The sequence below is a fragment of the uncultured Eudoraea sp. genome, assembly GCF_947258525.1.
Taxonomy (GTDB): Bacteria; Bacteroidota; Bacteroidia; order Flavobacteriales; family Flavobacteriaceae; genus Eudoraea.
On sequence record NZ_CAMYIP010000119.1, the window covers coordinates 20,016 to 41,603 of the forward strand.

General features: G+C 37.9%; 17 protein-coding genes. 12 read left to right on the forward strand and 5 right to left on the reverse strand.

What is annotated here, in order from left to right; translation table 11 throughout:
• Positions 1-64: 64 nt before the first annotated feature.
• The gene (locus Q0X89_RS09130) at positions 65-1,441 is read left to right on the forward strand and encodes an MATE family efflux transporter (protein WP_297693355.1); all 1,377 of its coding nucleotides are present in this window, start codon (positions 65-67) and stop codon (positions 1,439-1,441) included.
• Positions 1,442-1,482: 41 nt separating this feature from the next.
• Here Q0X89_RS09130 and Q0X89_RS09135 read toward each other — a convergent pair whose 3' ends face one another.
• Entirely contained in the window at positions 1,483-2,964 is a 1,482-nt protein-coding gene (locus tag Q0X89_RS09135; RefSeq protein ID WP_297693357.1) for a glycoside hydrolase family 30 beta sandwich domain-containing protein, read from the reverse strand.
• 34 nt (positions 2,965-2,998) lie between these two features.
• Entirely contained in the window at positions 2,999-3,886 is an 888-nt protein-coding gene (locus Q0X89_RS09140) for a bestrophin family protein (protein ID WP_297693359.1), read from the reverse strand.
• A 285-nt stretch (positions 3,887-4,171) separates the two neighbouring features.
• Here Q0X89_RS09140 and Q0X89_RS09145 point away from each other — a divergent pair, with 285 nt between their 5' ends.
• The 7 genes from Q0X89_RS09145 to Q0X89_RS09175 all read left to right on the forward strand — a co-directional run bounded on the left by Q0X89_RS09145 (position 4,172) and on the right by Q0X89_RS09175 (position 16,059).
• Positions 4,172-7,309, forward strand: a complete 3,138-nt coding sequence (locus Q0X89_RS09145; protein WP_297693361.1) for a glycosyl hydrolase — start codon at positions 4,172-4,174, stop codon at positions 7,307-7,309.
• 29 nt (positions 7,310-7,338) lie between these two features.
• The gene (locus Q0X89_RS09150) at positions 7,339-10,470 is read left to right on the forward strand and encodes a glycosyl hydrolase (protein WP_297693363.1); all 3,132 of its coding nucleotides are present in this window, start codon (positions 7,339-7,341) and stop codon (positions 10,468-10,470) included.
• Positions 10,470-11,021, forward strand: coding sequence for a CopD family protein (locus tag Q0X89_RS09155; RefSeq protein ID WP_297693365.1), 552 nt, complete (start codon positions 10,470-10,472; stop codon positions 11,019-11,021). Before Q0X89_RS09150 ends, Q0X89_RS09155 begins: the two co-directional genes overlap by 1 nt.
• A 117-nt stretch (positions 11,022-11,138) precedes the next feature.
• On the forward strand, positions 11,139-12,554 hold the full coding sequence (locus Q0X89_RS09160) for a HAMP domain-containing sensor histidine kinase (RefSeq protein ID WP_297693367.1): 1,416 nt from the start codon (positions 11,139-11,141) through the stop codon (positions 12,552-12,554).
• Positions 12,555-12,568: 14 nt separating this feature from the next.
• Positions 12,569-13,351, forward strand: a complete 783-nt coding sequence (locus tag Q0X89_RS09165; protein ID WP_297693369.1) for an enoyl-CoA hydratase-related protein — start codon at positions 12,569-12,571, stop codon at positions 13,349-13,351.
• Between the two features lie 24 nt (positions 13,352-13,375).
• On the forward strand, positions 13,376-14,926 hold the full coding sequence (locus Q0X89_RS09170) for a hypothetical protein (protein ID WP_297693371.1): 1,551 nt from the start codon (positions 13,376-13,378) through the stop codon (positions 14,924-14,926).
• Positions 14,927-14,982: 56 nt separating this feature from the next.
• Positions 14,983-16,059, forward strand: a complete 1,077-nt coding sequence (locus tag Q0X89_RS09175) for a PA0069 family radical SAM protein (protein ID WP_297693373.1) — start codon at positions 14,983-14,985, stop codon at positions 16,057-16,059.
• Positions 16,060-16,152: 93 nt separating this feature from the next.
• On the opposite strand, the gene Q0X89_RS09180 is transcribed toward Q0X89_RS09175, so the two are convergent.
• The 3 genes from Q0X89_RS09180 to Q0X89_RS09190 all read right to left on the reverse strand — a co-directional run bounded on the left by Q0X89_RS09180 (position 16,153) and on the right by Q0X89_RS09190 (position 18,106).
• Positions 16,153-16,812 carry an HD domain-containing protein gene (locus Q0X89_RS09180; RefSeq protein WP_297693376.1) on the reverse strand — a complete coding sequence of 220 codons (660 nt, stop codon included), beginning with the start codon at positions 16,810-16,812 and terminating at the stop codon, positions 16,153-16,155.
• Complete coding sequence (locus Q0X89_RS09185) at positions 16,812-17,546, reverse strand: 1-acyl-sn-glycerol-3-phosphate acyltransferase (RefSeq protein WP_297693378.1); 735 nt, start codon at positions 17,544-17,546, stop codon at positions 16,812-16,814. The genes Q0X89_RS09180 and Q0X89_RS09185 overlap by 1 nt, the downstream gene beginning before the upstream one ends.
• Positions 17,547-17,695: 149 nt before the next feature.
• Entirely contained in the window at positions 17,696-18,106 is a 411-nt protein-coding gene (locus Q0X89_RS09190) for a BrxA/BrxB family bacilliredoxin (RefSeq protein WP_297693380.1), read from the reverse strand.
• Positions 18,107-18,235: 129 nt separating this feature from the next.
• Between Q0X89_RS09190 and Q0X89_RS09195 the strand changes: the two genes are divergently transcribed.
• From Q0X89_RS09195 to Q0X89_RS09210, 4 genes are all read left to right on the forward strand, one after another.
• Complete coding sequence (locus Q0X89_RS09195; RefSeq protein WP_297693382.1) at positions 18,236-18,967, forward strand: TerB family tellurite resistance protein; 732 nt, start codon at positions 18,236-18,238, stop codon at positions 18,965-18,967.
• Positions 18,968-19,045: 78 nt separating this feature from the next.
• Positions 19,046-19,630, forward strand: a complete 585-nt coding sequence (locus tag Q0X89_RS09200; protein WP_297693384.1) for a HupE/UreJ family protein — start codon at positions 19,046-19,048, stop codon at positions 19,628-19,630.
• Between the two features lie 164 nt (positions 19,631-19,794).
• Complete coding sequence (locus tag Q0X89_RS09205; RefSeq protein WP_297693386.1) at positions 19,795-20,232, forward strand: dCMP deaminase family protein; 438 nt, start codon at positions 19,795-19,797, stop codon at positions 20,230-20,232.
• A gap of 15 nt (positions 20,233-20,247) precedes the next feature.
• Positions 20,248-21,588: S41 family peptidase (locus Q0X89_RS09210; protein WP_297693389.1), on the forward strand; the 1,341-nt coding region annotated here is incomplete at its 3' end.

A 21,588-nucleotide genomic window follows, 5' to 3' on the forward strand; every position in this document is an offset into this window, starting at 1 on the left:
TTGGACCGGTAAAAAGTGAAATCATACATCGGCGTATGCATAATTTTATAATTATTGAACAATAATGGCGAAAGTCTCCTCAGATCAATTAGGCGCCGAACCCATTGGAAAACTTCTTATTAGGCAGGCAGTGCCAGCTTCTATAGGCATTCTTGTAATGTCACTTAATATATTGGTAGATACCATCTTCGTTGGCAACTGGATCGGTTCTATTGCCATAGCTGCTATTAATGTAGTGCTGCCGGTTTCTTTTTTTATTGCAGCGCTTGGAATGGCTATTGGGATAGGAGGCAGTAGCATCATTTCTCGAGCCCTTGGCGCCGATCATAAAGAGAAGGCATTAAAAACCTTTGGAAATCAGATTACTTTAACCCTGTTGGTCACCATTTCTATGGTGGTTTTGGGTTTATATTATGTAGATGCTTTGATCCCTGCATTCGGGGGTAAGGGTGCTATATTTGATCCGGCAAAGATCTACTATATCATAGTTTTATACGGGGTACCTTTTTTAGCTCTTTGTATGATGGGCAATACGGTTATTAGGGCCGAGGGGAAACCTAAGTATGCCATGATTGCCATGATTATACCATCAATTGGGAATCTCGTATTAGACTACATTTTCATATATGTATTGAATTGGGGAATGGCAGGAGCAGCATGGGCAACCACGGCAGGGTACCTGATGTGTTTTGCCTATATATTTTATTTTTTCAGATCGAAAAATTCTGAACTAAAAATTAACTGGTCTCATTTTGGATTAGATAGAAATATTTTACGGGAAATAGGAGGATTGGGATTTGTAACGCTGTCGAGGCAGGCGGTAACAAGTATCACCTATTTACTAATGAACAACATTCTGTTTTCGCTTGGTGGAGAACCTATGGTAGCAGTTTATGCCATAATAGGAAGAATGCTGATGTTTGCCCTTTTCCCTGTATATGGAGTTACTCAGGGATTCCTTCCTATAGCCGGGTATAATTATGGGTCACAAAAATATGGGCGGGTAAGGCAGTCTATTAATACTGCCATTAAATACGCGGCCTTTGTAGCTACGCTGGTTTTTGTCGTGCTAATGGTTTTTCCGGCGGAGATTACATCCCTATTTTTAAGCGATAAACCTAATATGCCTGCATTGGAATTGGCTACAAATGCCTTTGTTTTGGAACATACACCTGCAGCGATGCGATGGGTTTTTGCAGCAACACCTATTATTGCACTCCAACTAATAGGGGCGGCATACTTTCAGGCTGTTGGGAAAGCCGTTCCCGCTTTACTGCTTACATTAACACGGCAAGGATTCTTTTTTATTCCTTTAATCCTGATTTTGCCAAATTTTTTAGGAGAATTGGGTGTTTGGATCTCTTTTCCCATTGCTGATTTATTAGCAACGCTGGTTACCGGCTTTTACCTTAGAAAAGAAGTAAAAAAGGTTCTGACCTGAGAACTATTATAGCCTTTAAACGCAATATGGCCTTTTGAGGTTTAATTCCATACCAAAGTACCTACGTCTTTTTCACCTAAGGTTATTTGTAACTTTTCCTCTTCCTTTTTAAGTTCAACAGTAACCCTTTTATTGTTTTTATTTTGCAGAATAACTACTGTTTTGTTATCAGGGGTAGTATAGGCTACGTTTAATATGTTCCCTTCCTGATTTGAATCTATTCTAACAGAGCCAGGCGGGACAAATTTTGAGGCATGGGCAATGATATAATAGGCCGGATTACGGGTAATACTATCGCCCTGTATAGTAATCGCCCCAAGACAACGGGTACAGCCACCACGGTCTGTATGTGGTTCTTGATTTTTATCTGCTGCCAAATTCCATTGCAATACGTTACGGCTCCAATTTCGTGGGGCGCCAATAATGAGATTTTCCATATGCCAGCTAAGATTCTCTTCAAAATTACCGGGAGCGCCAATCCATTGTTCGGTAAAGTAGAGATGCTTATCAGGATGAGCATTGTGAACTTCGGAAAGGGCGTCAATAGTACCCCCGTACAAATGAAATGCTGAGCCATCTATGTATTGCGCCGCTAGTGAATCATCAAGAATGGAAATAGGATAATCCGGTCTGTCGGCATTATGGTCATAAATAACGATTTTGGTTGAAATTTCATTTTTTCTAAATGCGGGCCCTAAGTGATTTTTTACGAATTCCCCCTGATCTTTTGCCAACATTAACAGACTTGGATTATTACCGGGATGTAATGGTTCATTTTGAACCGTTATAGCGTCAATTGGGATGCCTTCAGCTTCCATGGCTTTGATATATTTTACAAAATAATTTGCATAAGCCGGGTAATATTCTTTCATCAGACTGCCACCTCTTGTGTCCTTATTATCTTTCATCCATGGTGGCGGAGACCATGGTGAACCCATAATTTTTATTTTGGGTGATATTTTAAGGATTTCCTTTAAAACAGGGATGAGATAAAGTGTATCATAAGCCAATGAAAAATGTTCTAAATCAGGATCAGTTTTACCAGGTGGGAGATCATTATAAGACCAGGTATATTCGTCAAGATCCGAAGCACCGATGCTTATTCTTAAATAACTCACCCCAATGCTGTTTGGACCTTTACCAAAGAGTTCTTCTAAGACTTTGGTCCGGGCTGAAGCATTCATTCTTTTCAGGTGTATAGAGCTTCCGCCTGTAAGTGTATAACCAAAACCATCCATTTCCTGGTAAGTTATCGAGGGGTTCAGAGCAATATTGGATGTAACTGAAAGTGAATCAGAAACCTTATTTTCTAATATTTCAATTTCGTTTAACAGTTCCGATTTGTCCAGTGAAGTGCTAAATAGTGTAGCTTTTGGCAGTGTGTCTTCTGAACCGGGCTGGCCCTTGCAATTTAATAAAACACTAAGAATAACGAAAGAGGCAAATAGGATATAGGTCTTATGCAGAACATAATTAAAAGCAGTAAGCAGTAACCCCGACTTTTTAATCAAATAAAAGCTCATATAATTTAAATTTCAGTGTAAAATTTGTGACTATTTACATAATATAAAATCCCTTAGGTTCTAGAGGCTGGGGCAGTTCTTCTTCTCCCAACATTTCCTTAATGTTTATCTCAATAGCACGGGCGATGCTTGTCACAGCCGTATCTGTTGGCTGATTTTCGAAAGGGTCCTGAATGACAAACGCAATTTTTTCAAGCATAAAAAAAGGAATTGAGATTAAAATCAACAATGGAATCTCTAAAAACCCATAAACATTTTCAAGAGCTAAAGAAAGCAATAACAAAAAGATATAGATAAAAAAGTGCAGAACATTTCTGTATGTTCTGGGAAATACGGTATTTTTTATTCGCTCAGCCATACCCATAGAAGCGGTAAGTTTCAAAATTGTGCTATCTATTTGTATTTGTTGGAAGTTGTTGAGTGAATTTTCATTATGCAGGGATCTTACATTTCGTCCATGATAGTCCAGTAAAGTCAGGGGGATATGATTTTTTTCCTTTAAAGCCATTAATTCATCCTCCGAAATATAGTGTTCTAATTTACTACGTACATCTAGTTTTCGTAAATGTTGCCCCAACGCATAACACCAGGCAATTTGTCTATATGCCATAGTTTTCACATAGCTGTTATCAGGCTCTTTACAGAACTGTTTTATCTGTATGACCAAAGTTCTTGAATCATTAACTATAGCACCCCAAATTTTTCTGGCTTCCCACCAGCGGTCATAAGATTGTGAAAGTTTAAAAGATAGTAACAAGGCAATTGCAGTTCCTAAAAATGTCCCTATGCTTAATGGGATTCCCAGGTCAACTACATACAGTTTAAAAAAATAGATAAGTATTGAAAAGACACTTACAATAAGCAGATCCCATTTTATTTCCCTGAACCAATATTTTAATGGTATTCTCTTTTCTAAGATCATTTGTATTTCTTATTGATTATTTTCCTTTTCTAACTTAACCTTTTAAATATACATCCGTGTTGTAAATAGTCAGAATTTATTTTAATGTTCGTTTTATAAAATTTGACTTAGCTAAAATTAGGGAATATTTCTGTACAAACGGATCAAATAGTAGCTGATCAAAAGTTATAAATTAACAAGGAATAGAACTAATTTGAATGATCAACTACAATTATCTGCGCAGACTCTTGATTCTCAATTACCGAGTTTTTTCCTACATTAGCGCATCTTTGAAATAAACTCAATATGAAAATCTTTTCGGCTAAGGCCAGCCTTTTTATTTTAATTGCTTTATCAGCCATCTCTTTAACAAATGCTCAAAAAAAAAGAGCCTCTTCGAGTACCCAGTTTGAATACCAGGAAGCCTTGTATTCTAGCCTTGAATATAGATTAGTTGGCCCTTTTCGCGGTGGGCGTTCTGCAGCGGTCACCGGAGTACCGGAAGAACCTAATCTATTTTATTTTGGTGCTGCCGGAGGTGGTGTTTGGAAAACAATTGATGGAGGCAGGAGTTGGGAAAATATTTCAGATGGGTTTTTTGGGGGTAGTATTGGTGCAGTAGAAGTAGCTAAAAGTGATCCAAATGTAATTTATGTTGGCGGGGGTGAAAAAACATTGCGGGGGAATGTATCTTCTGGTTATGGTATCTGGAAGACTGAGGATGCCGGTAAGACATGGAAGTCCGTTGGTCTTGAGAAAAGCAGGCATGTACCTAGAATTCGTATACATCCGGATAATCCGGATATAGTGTATGCCGCGGTATTAGGGAATATTTATAAGCCAACTCAGGATCGGGGCATATATAAGACCACAGACGGCGGTATTACCTGGCGTAAAACTCTTTTTGTAAATGAGCAGGCAGGCGCGGTAGACCTTATTATGGATCCAAATAATCCGCGAATATTGTATGCGTCTACTTGGAGAGCAAAAAGAACACCTTATAGCCTGAGCAGCGGTGGAAAAGGTTCTGCTTTATGGAAAAGTACCGATAGCGGGGAAACATGGAGTGAAATTTCAAAAAACGAAGGTTTTCCTAAGGACACTTTGGGAATTATTGGTGTAACTGTATCACCTAAGAATTCAGAACGTGTCTGGGCCATTGTTGAACAAAAAGAAAAAGGGGGTCTTTATCGGAGTGAAGACGGGGGAAATAAATGGACACAGGTTAACAGTGAAAGAAAGTTAAGACAAAGAGCGTGGTATTATACAAGGTTATATGCCGATACCGAGGACGAAGATGTTGTTTATGTTTTAAATGTACGTTACCATAAATCTACAGATGGGGGTAAGTCTTTCAACACCTTTAATGCTCCGCATGGGGATCATCACGACTTGTGGATAGCCCCGGAAAATTCGCAGCGGATGATTATTGGAGATGATGGAGGAGCTCAGATTTCTTATGATGGAGGTCAAACATGGAGTACCTATTACAATCAACCTACAGCTCAGTTTTACAGGGTAACCACAGATAACGATTTTCCGTTTCGAATATATGTTGCCCAGCAGGACAATTCAACAATCCGTATTAAACACCGAAGTGATGGCAGCAGTATTGGTGAAGATGATTGGGAAGAAACAGCCGGTGGTGAGTCTGCTCACATTGCTGTAGACCCTTTAGATAACGACATTGTTTATGGAGGTAGTTATGGTGGCTTTTTAACAAGGGTAAATCATAAGACAGGAACTGTTCGCGGTGTGAATGTATGGCCGGATAATCCAATGGGATATGGTGCAGAGGGAATGAAATACCGTTTTCAATGGAACTTTCCTATCATTTTCAGCAAACACGATCCTAAAAAATTATACACCTTTTCCAATCATGTACATCTAAGTGAGAACGAGGGACAAAGCTGGGAATTACTGAGTGATGATTTAACCAGAAATGATCCGGCGAAACTTGTTTCCAGTGGAGGGCCAATAACACAGGATAACACAGGAGTTGAGTACTATTGTACTATTTTCGCGGCTAATGAAAGTCCGCTTAAAGAAGGTTTACTATGGGTGGGAAGTGATGACGGACTTATACATGTATCGAAAAACGGTGGTGAAAGTTGGGAGAATGTAACACCTTCAAATATGCCGGAATGGAGTATGGTAAACAGTATTGAGCCTTCTGCTTTTGATGAGGGAACCTGCTATGTGGCAGCTACGCGCTATAAGCTGGGAGACTTTAAACCATACCTTTACAAAACCAGTGATTTTGGAAAAACCTGGACAAAAATAACGAACGGTATAAATAACGAACACTTTACAAGAGTTCTTCGTGAGGATCCAAAAAGAAAGGGATTGCTTTATGCGGGAACAGAAACCGGAATGTATATTAGTTTTAATGATGGGCAAAACTGGCAGGCTTTTCAACTTAATTTACCAATTGTTCCCATAACCGATCTTACCCTAAAGGATGATAAACTTATTGTGGCAACTCAGGGTCGCAGTTTATGGATTATAGATGACCTTACAGTTCTGCATCAGCTTGATTCAGCTAAAAAAAATGCTACTACAATACTTTTTAAACCCAAGGATCCATACAGGACTAAAGGCCGGGCAGCCAGTGAACCTTCTAAAACAGAAGGACAAAACCATCCGGCCGGAGTGATGACTCAGTTTTACTTAAAAGACTGGGACAAGAAAGATAGTATTGCACTAACATATATGTCCATGGCGGGGGATACACTGGCTAATTTTACTACTTATAGCGATAAAAAAGAAAATAAGTTGGAAGTCGAAAATGGAGGAAATACCCATGTCTGGGATACACGTGGAGAAGGAGCAGAAAAACTGGAGGGAATGATTTTATGGTCTGCTAACCTTGATGGGGCAAAAGCTGTTCCGGGCTCTTACAAAGTTTATTTGAACAGGAATGGCACGACTTTCTCTGAAACGTTCACTATTTTACCAGATCCTAGAGCCGAAGTTTCATTAGCTGATATGCAAAAGCAATATGATTTTATAAGCGATATAAATTCTACAATAGATAAGGCACATAAATCCATAAAAAAGATACGCAAAATCACATCCCAGTTAAGTGCTTTTACAAAACAATATAAAGGTAATTCCACAACAGAGGATTTAGTGGAGAAAGCCACGGAAATGAAAAAGGGATTTGAGGAGATTGAAAAGGCACTTTATCAAACTAAAAACCGTAGCGGACAGGATCCTTTAAATTTTCCAATTCGGCTTACTAATAAACTGGCTCATTTAAATAGTTTGGTCTCCATTGATGATTTCCCCCCAACAGATCAGGATATTGCTGTTAAAAACGAATTGACCACGAAGATCAATGCACAATTAAAAACTTTTGATGCAATGGTTGATAGGGAGATCAAGGAATTTAATAAGGCTTTTAACGACTTAAAGCTTAATTACCTATTTATCGAAGAATAAAAATTCATATAAAATAATACACCCTAAGAATGAAAAATATTTATGTATTGCTTGTTTTTGTATTTACCTTAAGTCTGGGTTTGGCTCAGGATGCGGAGACTTATTTTAAACCCCTTAAATATCGAAATATCGGTCCTTTTCGAGGAGGCAGATCAGTAACCGCAGTTGGTGTTATTGGAGATCCATTAACATATTATATGGGAACTACAGGAGGTGGTCTTTGGAAAACTTCCGATGCAGGTCAACGATGGGAAAATATATCGGATGGGTTTTTTGAAACAGGCTCCGTGGGCGCAGTTGCTGTTTCTCCCTCAGACCCCAATGTTGTTTACTGTGGTATGGGAGAGCACGCACCGCGAGGAGTTATGACCTCTTATGGTGATGGGGTTTATAAATCTACAGATGCCGGGAAAACATGGAAAAAGTTAGGGCTGAGCAAAACACAACATATCTCGCGAATTGTTATTCACCCTAAAAATCCGGATATAGTTTATGTGGCAGCTCAGGGAGCACTATATGGTCCGAATGAAGAACGCGGAATTTATAAATCTGTAGATGGTGGTGAAAACTGGGAGCAAGTATTATTTGTAAATACACTTACCGGATGTTCAGAACTTTCAATGGATCCCAATACACCGGAAGTGCTTTATGCAGCAATGTGGCACCATCAAAGGAAACCGCATATCGTTATTAGCGGAGGCTCCGGAAGCGGACTTTATAAATCTGTTGACGGTGGAGAAAATTGGTTCGAAATAAACGAAGGACTGCCGGAAGAAAAGGGTAAAATGGCTATTGCCGTAAGTCCGGCCAATTCTGCTAAAGTATATGCCCTAATTGAAAGTGATTCTAATCAGGATAAAGGAGGGTTGTTTGTTTCTGAGGATGCAGGGAATTCCTGGACCATGGTAAGTGGCGATAACAGATTAGTGCAACGCGCCTGGTATTATATTGAAGTGTTTCCGGATCCTAATGATGAAAATACAGTTTATGTCTTAAGCGCTTCTACCTACCGATCTATTGATGGGGGAAAAACATGGGAATTGATAACGGGCACGCATGGTGATTACCATGATCTGTGGATAAATCCGGATAATTCAAAAAACATGGTTATAGCTAACGATGGTGGTGCCGCCATCACCTATAATAGCGGTAAAACATGGTCTACCCAGGATATAATGCCTACCGCTCAAATTTACCGAATAAATGCTGATAGACTTTTTCCCTATAATATTTATGGCGGACAACAAGACAATTCCTCTGTTAGAATTGCAAGTCTTTCGTTGGGACGAGAGGGTATTACGGAAAGGGATTGGACTTATGCTGCAGGTGGTGAAAGTGCTTTTCTTGCATTCGACCCTGATAATCCCAGGTATGTTATGGGGGGCAATTATCTGGGCACTATTGAATTACTTGATATGGATACCAAGTCTGAAACAAAAATAATGGCAGCTCCTATTCAATATTTGGGAAGAGCCGCCAGGGACATGAAATACCTATATAACTGGAGTGCGCCAATAATAAAATCACAGCATGAACCCGACACTTTTTATCATTGTGCCCAATTAGTGTTACGTACAAGAGATAAAGGTCTTAACTGGGAGGAAATTTCTCCCGACCTAACCCGTAATATGGACGAAAAACAAGGCAAAGGAGGTGGGCCTTATACCGTTGAAGCGGTAGGTGCTGAAAATTATGGTACAATTGCCCATATGATTGAATCGCCTCATGAAAAAGGAGTGCTTTGGACAGGAAGTGATGATGGTCTTGTTCATTTAACCAGAAATGGCGGAGATACCTGGGAAAATGTCACTCCTAAAGGTCTCAGGGAGTGTTTAATTAACGCTATTGATGTTTCTCCCCATGACCCGGCTACAGCCTATATTGCAACTACGCGTTACAAGTTCAATGACTATACTCCAGCCCTTTACAAGACCACAGATTACGGTAAAAACTGGATAAATATTAGTTCAGGAATCCCTTACGGGTCATTTACAAGAGTAGTTCGGGAAGATACTTCGCGCAAAAACCTTCTTTATGCAGGAACGGAAAAGGGAATTTATATTTCATGGAATGGAGGAGCTTCATGGGAACCTTTTCAACTGAATTTACCTATTACTCCGATTACGGATTTGATGGTACATCAGGGCGATTTGATAGTGGCCACTTCTGGAAGATCTTTTTGGATTTTAGATGACCTTGGGGCACTTGCCCAGTACAACACCCAAAACAGTGATATTGGAATAATGAAGCCCGAGGATTCATACAACGGATCCTGGGATAGCCCTTTAAGTAATAATTCTAGTAGTTTTAAAGGAACAAATCCATTTCACGGAGTCAACCCTGCTAATGGTGTGGTTCTGTATTATGAATTACCCGAGAGTTCTGAAGCTGAAGAGATAACGCTGGAAATACTTAATGAAGAGGGCAAGCTAATTCGAAAGTTTAGCTCCAAAAAAGACCCAAATTATAAAAAAAACAATGGCGGTGGTCCTCCTCCGGCACCTGTTCTTTCCAGAGATGAAGGGTTAAACAGGTTTGTATGGGATATGCTTTATCCAATAATTCCGGGCATCCCGGATACATATATCGAAGCTAATTTTAGAGGCCATATGGCACCACCGGGAACCTACACTTTAAAATTACAGATGGGAGATAAAACAATAAGTACAACGGCAAATATCCTCGAAACACCGGGTTTCGAAACTAAGCCGGGACAGTATGATGCTTACGATTCATTTATGACCGAAATGGAGAGAAATGTAACCCAAATGCATCTGATGGTTAATACACTTTTTAATGCCAAGACACAACTTAAAGACATCATAAATGATCTGGAAGATAATGATCTTAAGAAGGCTGGGATAGCCCTATATAATAAATTAAACCAATGGGATGAGGATATGATACAGCGAAAATCCAAAGCTTACGACGATGTAGAAAATTTTCCAAATAAATTTACCGCGGAATACCTGTTTCTCTTAAACGAAACCAATAGTACAATACCAAGGGTTAATACTTCAAGCAGGGTTCGTAAAAACGAATTAGATAAACAATGGGAGCAATTAAAAATGCAAGGGAAAGAATTTTTGGAAAAAGAGCTTCCGGACTATAATAAAAAGCTATGGGAGGCTGGTATTGGAGCAATCAGATATGAGAAATAATGGAGGAATATTACAATTATATTAAAGCACTGCATCTAATATTTGTAGTAACATGGTTTGCTGGCTTATTTTATATACCCAGATTATTCATTTATCATATTGAAGCAGCGGCCAAGCCTTCTCCTGATAAAGAAATACTTTCTGATCAACTTAAACTAATGACAAAACGTTTATGGTATATAATTACATGGCCTTCAGCCGTTTTATGTACTGTGTTTGCAATCTGGTTATTACTCATAATACCGGGGTGGTTAGAACAACCCTGGATGCTGATTAAATTGGCATTCGTAGTATTGCTGATTGTTTATCATATGAAAACACATATGATATATCTGCAATTACAGCGCGATGAAATAAAGTATTCTTCCAATTTTATGAGAATTTGGAACGAAGGAGCCACAGTAATTCTGTTTGCAGTTACGTTTTTGGTTATATTGAAGGGCACTTTCAATTGGATATTTGGAGTATTGGGGCTTATTGTTCTTGGCATTCTTCTAATGCTCGGTATTCGCTTGTACAAGAGGATTAGAGATAAGAATCCTGATGCTTAAATCTGTTTAATCAGGAAAATTTCATTGGCTGCTTTGGCTTGATTATTGCTATCTTTAGACTCAAATCAGGAGTCCTTGCTTAAAAAGTTATCCCTTAGATCCCGAATTTTCGTCACTATGATTTTACTGGTGCTTATAGCATCGGTATTAATAGCGGGAGTTACTATTTACCAATATAGAGAGCAATCTAAGGATTATCACCAGGTCCGTTTGGAGCGTAAGGAAGGTCAGATTAAACAGAGTATTTCTTATACCCTGCGGGAAACTACCTATCCGGTAACTACAGAAAATCTTGCACTAATATTCAAAGATGAAATTTACAGGATTGCCGATGTCCAGAACCTTAATTTCAATATTTATGATCTTAAGGGGAATTTAATCAAGAGTTCAAAACCAAGATTCAGAAATGATTCCATTTCCCTTCACCTGGATTCGGAGATAATTGAAAAGCTTTCAAATGCAGTGGATAAGCGCTATATACTTGAAGATACTGCTGCCGGCGACAAATACCAGGCATCATATACATACATAAACGATGATAAATTTAAACCAATTGGTATATTAAATTTACCATATTATGAGGACAATACTCTTAACGATATGGAACTCAAAGAATTCCTGATCAGATTGTCTTTAGTTTATCTTTTTATGTTGTTAATCGCCATAGTTCTGGCTTATTTTATTACAAAGTACATAACCCGCTCTTTGCAGACAATTTCGGATAAGATTACTCAAACTGACCTTACAAAAAGGAATGAAAAAATACTTATTGAGAATCCCGGGCATGAAATAGGAAAACTTATAGATTCATATAATGCCATGATTGATGAATTAGAAATCAGCGCAGCTAAACTCGCTCGCAGTGAAAGAGAACAGGCCTGGCGCGAAATGGCAAAGCAGGTAGCTCATGAAATTAAAAATCCGCTTACTCCTATGCGTTTAAGTGTTCAAAGTTTTGAAAGAAAATTTAATGCAGACGATCCCGATATAGATACTAAAGTTAAAGAATACTCCGGGACACTGATTCAACAAATTGATACCATGAGCAGCATTGCTTCAGCATTTTCAAGCTTTGCGGAAATGCCGGCCCAACAGAATGAAAATTTAAACGTTGTAAAAATAGTTAAACTGGCTTTGGATATTTTCAATGAAAAGTACATACATTTTATTGCGGATGAAGCGGAAATAATTGCCAAATTAGACCGCACTCAATTGATACGTGTAATTACAAATTTGGTGAAGAATGCTATTCAGGCAGTTCCGGAAGTAGCATCACCACGAATATTAGTCTCTGTTGCCTCAGAAGGAGATAAAGTAAAAATATCCGTAGCAGATAATGGTATTGGAATTCAGGATGGTTTTAAGGACAAGGTGTTTGAACCTAAGTTCACAACTAAATCAAGTGGGATGGGTTTAGGTCTGGGCATGGTAAAGAATATTGTTGAAACCTATAATGGCAGTATAAGTTTTACTTCACAACCCGAAAAAGGAACGGTATTTACTGTTTTGTTTCCAAAAGAAGAAATAAATTAATTAAATGATGTCTTATGAACTTTGAAAATGTACTCATTGAGCTAAATGATAGCTTGGCCACGGTAATTATAAACAGGCCAAAAAAATTAAATGCATTAAACAGGGCAACAATCAAGGATTTAAGTAAGGCATTTAAGACACTGAACAAGGATAAAACCATAAGAGCAATAATACTCACCGGCAGTGGTGAAAAGGCCTTTGTTGCCGGCGCAGATATTTCGGAATTTGCGAATTATTCTGTAAAGGAAGGCAAAGAACTGGCTGCAAATGGGCAGAAATCCCTTTTTGATCTTATAGAGAACTTAGGTACTCCGGTCATAGCTGCTATCAACGGATTTGCGCTTGGCGGAGGACTGGAATTGGCCATGTCCTGTCATTTCAGAATTGCAAGCAATAATGCCAAAATGGGTCTGCCTGAAGTTTCTCTTGGAGTAATTCCGGGCTATGGAGGCACTCAACGCTTACCTCAATTAATTGGAAAAGGCATGGCCTTGGAACTTATCATGACTGCCGGAATGATTAATGCGGAAAAAGCTTTGTCCTATGGTTTGGTAAATTACGTGGTACCTCAAGAAGAACTATTGTCACTTTGTACAAAAATGGCAAGCAAGATAACGAATAACTCACCTGTTGCAATTTCTTATGCAATAAAAGCGGTAAATGCGGGTTTTAAGAATAATGCAAAAGGGTTTGAAACCGAAATAAATGCATTTGGCAGTTGTTTTGGCACAGCCGATTTTAAGGAAGGCACTACTGCCTTTATAGAAAAAAGAAAGGCAGATTTTCCGGGAACCTGATGAGCTTAAAATTCATTATTTATCATGAAAATTCGTTTTATCGTGTTTTTGGCAGTTTTTACTGCGAGTTTTATGTACGGGCAAAAAATGCCCATTTCCTATGATTTTGGGGAAAAGTATGCGGACAGATATAAATATTCCAATTTAGTTTCAATTTCTGAGGATGGAAAAGGTGGCACTATTTTAGTAAGAGCCTATTATACCGGTATGATCCTTACACCTAAGGGATATTTTATAGAACATTATAATGAGAACCTCGAACTGGTTTCTGAATACAATTATAAATTAAAAGGCCCCGATTTTATAGAAGGCTATGTTAAAAACGGACAATTGTATTTGCTGTTTTTGGATTACAATCTGGAAACATTTTCCTATGATTATGTAGTTCACCGCAGTCCAATTTCAGATTATCGTTTTACTCAGGAGAAGTTACTTTCAATTAAGTCAGATCAGGTAAAACAACCTTATGATCGCAACTATTACAATAGAAATTTTTCATCTGGGTTTACTACTACAGCCTTATTTAATGATGATAAGAGCTCCTTTATAATAAGCACCCATTACAAGAAGGGCAAAATAAATAAGCATAATATTTACGTATTTAGCGCTTCGCTCAAAAAGATATTTGAACAGGATTTTTCCAAGGAAATAGAAGATAAGAATTACGCTTTTGAGAATATTGCAGTTTCTGCAAATATGGATCGGGTATACATTATAGGGAAAGCGTATTTTAGGAAAAAAAGATTTACAGCCCTGGAGCGAAAGTTTCAGTATGAACTCATTATGCTTACAAAACAAGGCACTAAAACGCAGACCTTTGACGGCTCAGGGAAATACTCAGAAGCGCTAAAGCCTATTCTGCGAAATGGAAATCTCATTTGCGTTGGGTTTTATGCTGACAGAAAGGATAACAGGTATAATGGGTTGGGATATTTTAAATTAGACCCAAATACTCTGGAAGTCCAAATAAAGAAATACAATCCTTTTTCAAATCAGTTTATGGCAGACAAGTTTGGTAAAGAGGATGCAGAACAGGTAAAGAATCTGGTGTTTAAGAATGTAAACTTCACTAAGGATGATGATATACTTTTCAATGCTGAGGAGTACTTTGTTACATCAAGTATTCAGGCAAATTCCAGTGGCGGAAGACTAAGAGTTGAACGTTTTCATCACAATGATATAGTGAGTGCAAAGCTCAACCTAAAAGGTGAAATGGTCTGGGCCAGAAATATTAATAAATCTGAAGTAACACAGGGGGATGGTGCATATGCATCTTATAGTTCCTATACGAAAAACGACAATACGTACTTCTTTATAAGCAGCGCTGCAGAAAATCCACAATTACTCAATAATGAAAGGATAATTTTTAAACAGGGCATGAGCAGGAACAGAAATGTCTTTGTAATCCAACTCGACAAACATGGTAAAATGAGTTATGAAAAAATCATAGATAACAAAGAAGCTAGACTACCCCTTATGGTGTCTAAACCATTAATGGATTTTAATGACAACGCATTATTGTTCTATGCTAAAAGGGGAACTAAAAAACAATTAGTTAATGTCTCTATTAATTAAATTGATAAAATTGACAATATAGGAATAATTCCATAAATTTGGAATAAATCCAAATATTGAAAAAAGACGGTTTTATTAAAGGAAGAGGAGCGCAACACAATACTCCAAACAAATTTCTCAAACACATTCACGAAATACAGCAAGATTTTCTTGAATATTGCAAGAAGGAAGGTGAAGAGGCCACGCCTGGCAAAACCCAATACTTAGCTGTTTTTCCCAAAACAATTGTAAATAAAGTTACTAGTCCCGATGTTGGGATGGAATATTCTATGAATCCCTATCAGGGCTGCGAACACGGCTGTATATATTGCTATGCCAGAAATACTCACGAATTTTGGGGTTTAAGCGCCGGATTAGATTTTGAACAAAAGATTTTGGTAAAGAAAGATGCCGCTTCCCTTCTTGAATCCAAATTAAGAAGTAGTAAATGGAAAGCTGAAACCATTGTACTCTCAGGAAATACAGATTGTTATCAACCGGCAGAGCAGGAATTTAAAATTACAAGGGCGTGTCTGGAAATATTTTTAAAATATCGCCATCCTGTTGGGATCATCACCAAAAATTCTTTGATCTTAAGAGACCTGGACTTGTTAAAGAAATTGAGTGATGATGGCCTTATAGGGGTAAATATCTCACTTACTTCACTCTCGGAAAATACCCGAAGAACTTTGGAACCCAGAACAACAACGATCAAAAAACGCCTGGAAACAATAGCAGTTTTAGCTGAGAACAAAATCCCCGTTAATGCCATGCTGGCTCCTATAATACCAGGAATAAATAGTCATGAAATTTTAAATTTGGCCAAGGTTGCTGCAGATCATGGCGCCACTTCCTTTGCATATACAGTAGTAAGATTGAATGGGGCAATTGGACTTATTTTTACAGATTGGATAAGGAAAGTGATGCCCGATAGGGCAGAAAAGGTATTGAATCTTATAGCATCATGCCATGGCGGAACCTTAAATGACAGCAGGTTTGGTTTGCGCGGTAGAGGAGAAGGTCAAATAGCTCAACAAATTCAGGATATGGCAAAATTGGCAAAACGGAAATATTTTGAAGGACGATCATTTCCCAAATTAAATAGTGATTTATATGAACAATACAAACAGGGTCAATGGAAACTATTTAATTAGGCTTATTGCTTTTAAAAATTTAATATACGCAATAACGAAACATGTCATTATTTGGTGAAAAGGGATAGCGAATTGCAATAAATTAAAACGACGTTATTTTATACCTTCCCATTCCTGGTAGAATTGATCCAGGTAACTGAGCATAAAATCATGACGGTTCTCCGCAAGTTTTTTCCCTGTAGGTGTGTTCATTTTTTCTTTTAAGAGAAGCAATTTTTCATAAAAGTGATTGATAGTAGGGGCACTTGACTTCTTATACGCTTCCTTGTTCATATTCATATTTGGCGGAACTTTAGGATTATGGAGCTCCCTGTTTTTAAACCCACCATAGTTAAAGGCCCGCGCAATACCTATGGCCCCAATAGCATCTAATCTGTCTGCATCCTGCACGATCTGTAATTCTATAGAATCAAATGGATTTTCTATAGGGGATAGACTGTTCTTAAATGATACGGATTTTATTATTTTGATTATGTGTTCCCTGTCTAATAGGTCTACCTTCTGTGCTGCCAGGAATTCGGAAGCTATTTTAGGCCCCAGGGTTTCATCCCCGTCATGGAATTTTGCATCTGCAATATCATGTAACAGCGCAGCTAGTTGAACCACAAATAAATTAGCATTTTCTTTCTTGGCAATATGGATAGAATTTGCCAATACCCTTTTTGTATGAAACCAATCGTGGCCTCCTTCTGCACCTTCAAGTGTCTGTTTGACAAATTTTTTAGTCTTATTTATTATAGCTTTCCGGTTCATTAAAAAGAAGTTACGCCACTGGTTATGACTTGTTCTACTTTTTGAATTAATTCTTCCGGATCTCCGCTATTATCGAGAGGCTGGTGAACTTCAAAGGTTAAATGCGATCCAATTCCGTATGGAAATTTCCCATAACGAAGCATTTTCCACGAATTATTTATACTAATAGGGACTATCAAAGCAGAGGGTGCTTGCTTCATAAGTATTTTTAAGCCCGTTGTTTGGAATTTTTTTGGATGCCCTGTTCGGCTTCTGGTTCCTTCCGGGAATATGACCGCACTTCTATTATATTTCTCAATGTATTTGCCAAGTTTAGATATTTCCAAAAGGGCTTGTTTGGCATCTTTTCTGTCAATAAGCACAGATCCACCATGTCTTAGATTGTAGGAAACGCTGGGGATTCCCTTCCCAAGTTCAATTTTGCTTACAAATTTGGGATGGTGAGCACGCATGAACCATATGATAGGAGGAATATCATTCATGCTTTGATGATTCGCAACGATAATTAAAGGTCTGTTTGAAGGAATTTTATAGGAATTTGTAAAAGTATACCTGGTTCCCAGTACATGAGTACACCTCAGCAGTACCAAATTCAGGATACTTACACTTTTTTTATGTGCATTATACCCAAAAAGATTAAAGCAAATCCATTGAATGGGATGAAAGATTACCAGGGCTATCCCAAAGAAAATAAAATATATTACGGTAAGTGGATACGCCAAAATTTTTTGCATGACACAAAAATAAAAAACCACTTCCATAGAAGTGGTTTTTTACAATTTTTTATGCGATCGAAAAAAATAGGTTTTCGAAATTAATCCTGTAAACGTTAATGGATAATTCAATTAACGCATGAAAACATCTGATACCCGTATATTAGCTGTTAACAGAATTCCTCGTAGGCCTGCATTAAGTTCTGCGAAATTAATTCTGCAGGTCTTCCTTCTATATGATGTCTTTCAATCATATGAACCAATTCTCCATTTTTAAACAAAGCCATACTGGGTGATGATGGAGGAAACGGAATCATAAGATTTCTTGCAGCGTCTACTGCTTCCGTATCTACCCCGGCAAAAACCGTTATAAGATGGTCAGGTTTTTTACCATTTTCCAGACTTAACTTCGCAGCTGGTCTTGCATTTGCAGCAGCACAGCCACATACAGAATTCACAACCACAAGGGTTGTACCTTCTTGCTTTATAGCATTTTCAACTGACTCTGCTGTATATAATTCTTCGAACCCGGCTGATGCCAGATCTGCTCTCATTGGTTTTACTAATTCTTCAGGATACATAAGCATTTTTTTAATTAAACTAGTCGCAAAGATAGTGAAATTGTAATATCAATAGTGCAAAGCTTAACCATTCTTTAAGTAAGGTATTCCTTCATATTATTCTATATTTGCGCAAATTTTACTAAGATCATGATTAGGTGGTTCGCCGCAATATTAGGTTATTTTCTTTTTCGTTTACCCGGAGCTATTTTGGGCTTTTTAGTTGGGAGCTTTATAGATAATCTAAATAGTAGTTCGGGAGGAAGAACTGTATTCAGTGATTTTACCAGACAAAAAGTGTCTCCGGCAGATTTTGAGCTAAATCTACTTTCTCTTTGTTCTATTGTTATTAAAGCAGATGGACAAGTAAGTCAGCGCGAATTAGACTATGTCAGACAATATTTTCTAAGCACATACGGCAAAGAAAAGGCCAATGCTATTTTTCGAACATTTAATGAAGTAATAAAAAACAGGGAGGTATCTGCCCAACGCATCTGCACTTATCTGAACCAGCGTACCCGCTATGAAGTTCGGTTACAATTATTACATTTTCTTTTTGGTATTGCCCAGGCCGATGGTGCTGTTAGCCATTTGGAAATAGAGAAAATAAAGGAGATAGCTCGTTACCTGAGGGTTGGAAGGATTGATTTTGAAAGTATTAAGGCGATGTTTATTAAATCTGCCGACAATGCCTACAAAATATTGGAAATAGAAAAAGCGGCTTCAGATGATGAGGTAAAAAAGGCATATCGGAAAATGGCGAAAAAGTATCATCCGGATAAAGTAATCACGGAGAATGAAGCCATTAAAAAGGGCGCAGAGGAAAAGTTTAAGGAAGTTCAGAGGGCCTATGAACAAATTCAAAAGGAAAGGGGAATCTAGGGCTGGCTTTGAAATCCGAAAGTTTCTGTGCCAACCGGCAGCTTGAACGCTAAAACCTTGTATATTAAAATATAAGAAATGTATGATTTTTGGTTCTATTGCAAACTTGGTATTAACCATGTCTTAGATTGGGGAGCGTATGATCATGTATTATTTCTGACTGCCTTAACGGTTCCTTTTACTTTTAAACACTGGAAGAAAGTTGTTGTACTGGCTACATTATTTACCATTGCACATTGTCTTTCCTTAGCATTATCTGCTTATTCTATTGTTAAGGCTGATGTGGGATTAGTTGAATTTTTAATTCCATTGACCATTTTATTAACTTCCGCTTATAATATGTTTCAGGTTTTTGCAGTGCAATCTGGAAACAGGGGATATCTACTTGAATTCAGCACTACTTTTTTTGGTTTAATACACGGATTTGGATTCTCTAATTACTTCAATATGCTGATGAGCGAAGAAGAAGAAAAAATAGGACCTCTGTTGGGTTTTGCGTGTGGAATAGAAATTTCACAGATTATAGTAATATTTGCAGTCCTAATACTGGCCTTTATCTTTCAAAATAAACTTGGAGTTAAAAGGGCGGTATTCACAGTATTAATTTTGTCGGCCATAATTTTACTTTCAATACCCATGTTAATAGATGGATGGCCCTGGTAAGAGCGCATATCCTATGGCATATGTTCTGCGCTAAAGACTGAAATGTTTTTATACCATACAACGGTTTTAAACAAAAATTAACCGTATAAGGTTGTGGGACTTTGGTAAAGCAGGTATCTTAGTGCTTTGCCTGAATAAAATGGTGCATAAAATGATTCTGTTTGGTGAGACAAAGTAAACAGGAAAAATACGATAAGGCTTATTTGAGAATGGCTCATGAATGGGGGAAATTATCCTATTGCAAACGAAAGCAAGTTGGAGCTATTGTGGTTAAGGATAGGATGATTATCTCTGATGGGTATAATGGAACACCTACCGGATTTGAGAATTTTTGTGAGGATGAAGAAGGATATACCAAATGGTATGTTTTACATGCCGAAGCAAATGCCCTATCTAAAGTAGCTTCTTCAACTCAGTCTTGTGAAGGAGCTACCTTATACATAACTTTGTCGCCTTGCAGAGAATGCAGCAAGCTTATTCACCAATCCGGAATAAAACGAGTGGTATATCAGATTGCGTATAAGGATAATTCAGGGCTGGATTTTCTAAAAAGGGCCGGCGTGGAATTGCGACACCTGCCTTCAATTGAAGATGCTATTTAAATTATAATTGAACGAATGAAGAAACATTTTTACATATGGCCAACAATTATTGCCCTTGCTTTATCGCTTGGAATCTTTGTGGGTGGTAAACTTCACTTTAACGATACGCCTGAGAAATTATTTACTACAAATTCTAAAAAGGATAAGCTCAACAGGCTAATAGATTATATTGATTATGAGTATGTTGATGATATTAATACAGATAGTATTGTAGATATTACTGTAAATAATATTCTGGATAAATTGGATCCTCATTCAGTTTATATTCCTAAAAGTGAAATGAGGCGTGTGGCTGAGAATATGAAGGGTGATTTTGTAGGGATAGGGATAAATTTTTATATGTATAAAGATACTATCACGGTAATACGCACTGTAGAAAAAGGCCCTAGTTACCTTAAAGGGATAAAAGCCGGAGATAGAATACTAATGGCGGGCAATGATACCCTTTACGGCAAAAGATTACCCAGTGATGCTATAGTTGAAAGGCTAAAAGGACAAAATGGTTCTTCAGTTGAACTTAAGGTTTATCGCAAATCTGAGAACAAAATGTTCAGAGTAAACCTTAAACGGGATCGGATACCTATAAAAAGCGTTCAGGCATATTATATGCTAACTCCCCATATGGGATATATTAAGATAAACAGATTTGCCGAATCAACCTATAAAGAATTTAACATGGCATTGCGCATATTGCAAAGACAAGGCGCAAAAAAACTAGCTCTGGATCTTAGGGATAACCCGGGAGGTTATCTGGGAATTGCAGAGCAATTGGCTGATGAATTTTTAGGGGATGGAAAATTAATCCTTTATACAAAGAATAAGAAAGGGGAAATAGAAAAAACTTTCGCATCCAAAAAAGGCAGTTTTGAAGACAAACCTGTCTATGTATTAATAAACGAGCGCTCTGCCTCTGCAAGTGAAATCATTGCCGGTGCCCTGCAAGACAATGATATAGGAACAATAATAGGTCGAAGATCTTTTGGTAAAGGATTAGTTCAGCGCGAAATGGAATTGGGCGACGGCTCTGCTGTGCGTTTGACAGTTTCGAGATATTACACACCTACCGGACGTTCCATTCAAAAGACATATAAAAATGGAAATAAGGATTATTATCAGAAATTTACGGATCGCTATCATAACGGCGAGCTGATTTCTGTAGATAGTATTAAAGTGGCAGATTCTTTAAAGTTTACAACACCCAATGGCAAAGTGGTCTACGGAGGTGGAGGTATTATCCCTGATGTTTTTGTACCCATTGGCACAAATGAAGAAGAAGCTGTTGAAAGCCTTGAAAGTCTTGGGTTTATGTCCAGGTTTATATTTGAACATTTAGAGGAAGACAGAACCAGATATTCC

Excerpts from the sequence above, each read along its gene's own strand:
- Q0X89_RS09190 (WP_297693380.1), bottom strand. The coding sequence starts at position 18,106 with ATGTATCCTGAAGAATTAGTAAAACCAATGAGAGCAGATCTGGCATCA.
- Q0X89_RS09135 (WP_297693357.1), bottom strand. The coding sequence starts at position 2,964 with ATGAGCTTTTATTTGATTAAAAAGTCGGGGTTACTGCTTACTGCTTTT.
- Q0X89_RS09160 (WP_297693367.1), top strand. The coding sequence starts at position 11,139 with ATGATTTTACTGGTGCTTATAGCATCGGTATTAATAGCGGGAGTTACT.
- Q0X89_RS09155 (WP_297693365.1), top strand. The coding sequence starts at position 10,470 with ATGGAGGAATATTACAATTATATTAAAGCACTGCATCTAATATTTGTA.
- Q0X89_RS09200 (WP_297693384.1), top strand. The coding sequence starts at position 19,046 with ATGTATGATTTTTGGTTCTATTGCAAACTTGGTATTAACCATGTCTTA.
- Q0X89_RS09130 (WP_297693355.1), top strand. The coding sequence starts at position 65 with ATGGCGAAAGTCTCCTCAGATCAATTAGGCGCCGAACCCATTGGAAAA.
- Q0X89_RS09185 (WP_297693378.1), bottom strand. The coding sequence starts at position 17,546 with ATGCAAAAAATTTTGGCGTATCCACTTACCGTAATATATTTTATTTTC.
- Q0X89_RS09140 (WP_297693359.1), bottom strand. The coding sequence starts at position 3,886 with ATGATCTTAGAAAAGAGAATACCATTAAAATATTGGTTCAGGGAAATA.
- Q0X89_RS09145 (WP_297693361.1), top strand. The coding sequence starts at position 4,172 with ATGAAAATCTTTTCGGCTAAGGCCAGCCTTTTTATTTTAATTGCTTTA.
- Q0X89_RS09150 (WP_297693363.1), top strand. The coding sequence starts at position 7,339 with ATGAAAAATATTTATGTATTGCTTGTTTTTGTATTTACCTTAAGTCTG.
- Q0X89_RS09180 (WP_297693376.1), bottom strand. The coding sequence starts at position 16,812 with ATGAACCGGAAAGCTATAATAAATAAGACTAAAAAATTTGTCAAACAG.
- Q0X89_RS09165 (WP_297693369.1), top strand. The coding sequence starts at position 12,569 with ATGAACTTTGAAAATGTACTCATTGAGCTAAATGATAGCTTGGCCACG.
- Q0X89_RS09170 (WP_297693371.1), top strand. The coding sequence starts at position 13,376 with ATGAAAATTCGTTTTATCGTGTTTTTGGCAGTTTTTACTGCGAGTTTT.
- Q0X89_RS09195 (WP_297693382.1), top strand. The coding sequence starts at position 18,236 with ATGATTAGGTGGTTCGCCGCAATATTAGGTTATTTTCTTTTTCGTTTA.